Origin of the sequence: Kitasatospora sp. MBT63, assembly GCF_000710465.2 — a bacterium.
Taxonomy (GTDB): Bacteria; Actinomycetota; Actinomycetes; order Streptomycetales; family Streptomycetaceae; genus Kitasatospora.
The window spans coordinates 1-3708 of the sequence record NZ_JAIZ01000463.1; the positions used below are offsets into that span (position 1 = coordinate 1).

Here is a 3708-nt window from a genome sequence, read left to right on the forward strand (position 1 = left end):
GGGTGGGCGTCGGGTTGCCGCCGCCGGACTGCCAGACGCCGACGTAGTCGACCACCATCGGCACGCCGGAGACGGTGCCGCCGTCCGGTCCGCCGCCGAACGCCCCCGGGAAGCCGCCGCCCATCGCGACGTTGAGGATCACGAAGAACCCGTGGCCGGTGGCCGCCGCCCAGGTGCCGGCGTCCATCTGGGCGGCGCTCACGCTGTGGAACTGCACCCCGTCCAGGTACCAGCGCAGTTGCTCGGGGCTGGTGCTGCGGTCCCACTCCACGGTGTAGGTGTGGAAGCCGCTCTGGCAGGTCCCCGGGGAGCAGGCGCGCTGGCCGCCGATGCCGGTGGTCTCGTTGCAGACGCCGCCCGGGCTGGTGCCGCAGTGCAGGGTGGCCCACTCGTTGTTGAGGCCCTGGACGTTCTCCATGATGTCGATCTCGCCGATGCCCGGCCAGTTCCAGTAGTTGCCCCGGAACGGCGCGCCGAGCATCCAGAACGCCGGCCAGTAGCCCTTGGCGGCCGCGCCGGTCACGTTCGGCATCTGGAGCCGGGCCTCGACCCGGAGCTTGCCGCCGGCCGGGGGCCGGAAGTCGGTCCGGTTGGTCTCGATCCGGCCGGAGGTCCACTGCCCGGCGGCGTTGCGGACCGGGGTGATCCGCAGGTTCCCCGCGCCGTCGAGCGCCACGTTCGCGGTGCTCGAGGTCATCGTCTCGATCTCGCCGGTGCCGAAGCCGGCCGGGCCGCCGGGGTACGAAGTGCCGGTGGTGTAGAGCCAGTTGGCGGTGTTGACGCCGGTGCCGGCCGGGCCGTTGAAGTCGTCGGCGAAGACCTGGGTCCAGCCGCTCGGTGCCGGGACGGCGGCCTGCGCCGGGCCGAACTGCCCGGCGAGGCCGGCGGCCAGCAGTCCGGCCAGGCCGAGCGCGGCCAGCAGCCGGCGGGTACGGGGACGTCGGTGCGGTCGGTGTCTCATCGGGTGCCTCTCGACGGGTGGGGGGCTGGCCGAATCTGAGAGCGCTCTCTCGTTTGGTATCGGAGCCGATGTCACCTGTCAATGGATGAAGGCTATTTATCGGGGAGTTGGGGTCTTCCCTTGAAGAGTTCGACGCGCTGTGATGACAGTGTGTCACCCATGTCGCACGCTTCGTGCGAGAGCGCTCCCAGACCCGCACTCTCGGCCCCCGCCCCGCCGTTCCGGTCAGCCGATCCGGATGACCGCCTTGCCGCGCACGTGACCCTTCATCAGGTCGTTGATGGCGTCGGCGGCCTCGTCCATGCCGTAGCTCCGGTCGAGCGCGGGGACCACCGAACCGGCCTCGACCAGGTCGGCGAGCGCCGCCAGGTCGTCGTGGTTCGGCTTGCCGGCCACCGCGCGCACCCGGCGCCCGCCGATCGGCGGCAGCAGGACGGCCCGCAGCTGCCGGTCGAAGCCGCCGGTCCAGTTGCCGCCGCTCTCGCCGCCGACCAGGACCAGCGTGCCGCCCGGGGCGAGGATGCGGCGCAGCCGGCCGAGGGTCCGGTTGCCGCCGGCGTCGAGCACGAGGTCGTAGCGGCCGGGGCCGTCGGTCGGGTCGTCGCGGGTGTAGTCCACCACCTCGTCGGCGCCGAGCGCCCGCACCAGGTCGGCCTTGCCCGGGCTGCAGACGCCGGTGACGTGGGCGCCGGAGGCCTTCGCCAGCTGGACGGCGAAGCTGCCCACGCCGCCGGAGGCGCCGAGCACCAGCACCCGCCCGCCGGACTGCAGCCGCCCGCTGTCGCGCAGCGCCTGGAGTGCGGTGCAGCCGGAGACCGGGACGGCGGCGGCCTGTTCGAAGGTGAGGCCGGCGGGCTTGCGGGCGAGCCGGTCCTGGGAGGTGGTGGCGTACTCGGCGTACGAGCCGTCGCAGGTGCCGTACACCTCGTCGTCGGGCGCGAAGCGGCTGACGCCCGGGCCGACGGCCTCCACCACACCGGCCAGGTCCAGGCCGCGGATGCGGAGCTTGGGTGCCCGCAGCCCGAAGCCGAGCGCACGGACCAGGTACGGCTTTCCGGTGGTGAGGTGCCACACGCCGGGGTCGACGCCGGCCGCGTGGATCCGGACCAGCACCTCGCCGCTGCCGGGCACCGGGCGCGGGAGCTCCTCGACGCGGAGGATCTCGGGCGGTCCGTAGCTGTCGTGCACGATGGCTCTCACGAGCTCTCTCCTTCGGTGTCGGGGTACTGGAACACGCCGTCCAGCGGGACGGCGAAGACGCGGGCGATCTGGAAGGCCATCTCCAGGGAGGGCGAGTAGCGGCCCTGTTCGATGGCGATGACGGTCTGGCGGGTCACGCCGATCCGGCGGGCGAGTTCGGCCTGGGTCATCTCGCCGTGGGTGAAGCGAAGGGCCCGGATCGTGTTGGTGACCCTGGTCGGCGGTTTCACCACGACTGGAAGCCGACCCGGTAGGCGGCGATCTTGGCGGTCGAGGCCAGCACGGCCGAGAGCGTGAAGGCCAGGTAGATCGCGTTGGCGATCCAGAACTGGTCGGCGTCGGCCATCGCGAGCCCGAGGCCGGTGAGGGCTCCGATCGCGACGAACGACTGACCGATGTGGTCGCCGGCCCGGTGGATCTCACGGTCGCGCTGGTCCTTGACGTTGGCGCCTTCCGGCGAGGCGATCGACACCACGATGTGGAGCACGATCGACACCACGATCGACAGGCCGACCGTCCACAGCAGGGCCCCGGCGTAGGGCTGCTCGGCCAGCGGCGGGCCGCCGGGCCGTCCGAGCAGGATGGACAGATACGTCCCGTAGGACACCACCGCGACCAGGAGCATGATCCAGGCGCGTTTCTCTTCGAAGGCCACTGCGGCTCCCATGTAAAGAAAACCTGACACCCGTGAGTGTCAAGCAGTCCGGACACGGTGTCAAGTTTTCTGTACATGGGAGCCGCAGTGGCGGCCCCGGGCCCGCGGGGAACCCGGTCAGCCGCGCCCGATGTACGGCATCGCGGTCGCCATCACGGTGGCGAACTGGACATTGGCCTCCAGCGGCAGTTCGGCCATGTGCCGGACGGTGCGGGCCACGTCGGCCACGTCCATGGTGGGTTCGGCCGCCGTCCGGCCGTCCGCCTGACGCACGCCGGTCGTCATCGCCGCGGTCATGTCGGTCGCCGCGTTGCCGATGTCGATCTGGCCGCAGGCGATCCGGTACGGCCGCCCGTCCAGCGAGAGCGACCTGGTCAGGCCGGTGACGGCGTGCTTGGTCGCGGTGTACGCGATGCTGTGCGGCCGCGGCACGTGGGCGGAGATCGAACCGTTGTTGATGATCCGGCCGCCCTGCGGGCGCTGCGCCTTCATCAGCCGGAACGCGCCCTGGGCGCACAGGAAGGCGCCGGTCAGATTGAGCTCGACCACCGCACGCCACTGCTCGTACCCGAGGTCCTCGACCGGGGTGGGCGCACCGAACGTGCCGGCGTTGTTGAACAGCAGGTCCAGCCGGCCGAAGCGCCCGGCGGTCCCGTCGAAGAGCGCGTCCACGGCCGCCGGGTCGGTGACGTCGGTCGGGACCACGGCGGCCGGCCGCCCGCCCGGGGCGGCCGCCCCGATCAGCTCGGCCGTGCCGCGGAGCGGGTCGGCGCGGCGTCCGGCCAGGACCAGCTGCCAGCCGGCCCCGGCGAGCTCCAGCGCCACCGCGCGGCCCACCCCGCTGCCGGCTCCGGTGACCACGGCGACCTGCTGCGACACGTGCTGCTCCTGG

General features: G+C 72.4%; 5 protein-coding genes. All 5 read right to left on the reverse strand.

Features of this window, described 5'->3' with window-relative positions; translation table 11 throughout:
• On the reverse strand, window positions 1–961 hold a 961-nt coding region (locus AA75_RS24955; protein ID WP_033822476.1), incomplete at its 3' end, for a glycoside hydrolase family 16 protein.
• Between the two features lie 225 nt (window positions 962–1186).
• Window positions 1187–2161: an NAD(P)-dependent alcohol dehydrogenase gene (locus AA75_RS24960; RefSeq protein WP_033822477.1), complete on the reverse strand. Its 975-nt coding sequence runs from the start codon at window positions 2159–2161 to the stop codon at window positions 1187–1189.
• A complete protein-coding gene (locus AA75_RS24965; RefSeq protein ID WP_359885923.1) occupies window positions 2158–2361 on the reverse strand; it encodes a helix-turn-helix transcriptional regulator in 204 nt (67 codons plus the stop codon). Before AA75_RS24965 ends, AA75_RS24960 begins: the two co-directional genes overlap by 4 nt.
• Window positions 2362–2387: 26 nt before the next feature.
• Entirely contained in the window at window positions 2388–2828 is a 441-nt protein-coding gene (locus AA75_RS24970) for a hypothetical protein (RefSeq protein WP_033822479.1), read from the reverse strand.
• A gap of 105 nt (window positions 2829–2933) precedes the next feature.
• The gene (locus tag AA75_RS24975) at window positions 2934–3695 is read right to left on the reverse strand and encodes an SDR family oxidoreductase (protein WP_051813273.1); all 762 of its coding nucleotides are present in this window, start codon (window positions 3693–3695) and stop codon (window positions 2934–2936) included.
• Window positions 3696–3708: the final 13 nt, after the last annotated feature.

What these genes read in the sequence shown, in the direction of transcription:
- AA75_RS24970 (WP_033822479.1), bottom strand. Translation starts at nt 2,828, where the DNA reads ATGGGAGCCGCAGTGGCCTTCGAAGAGAAACGCGCCTGGATCATGCTC.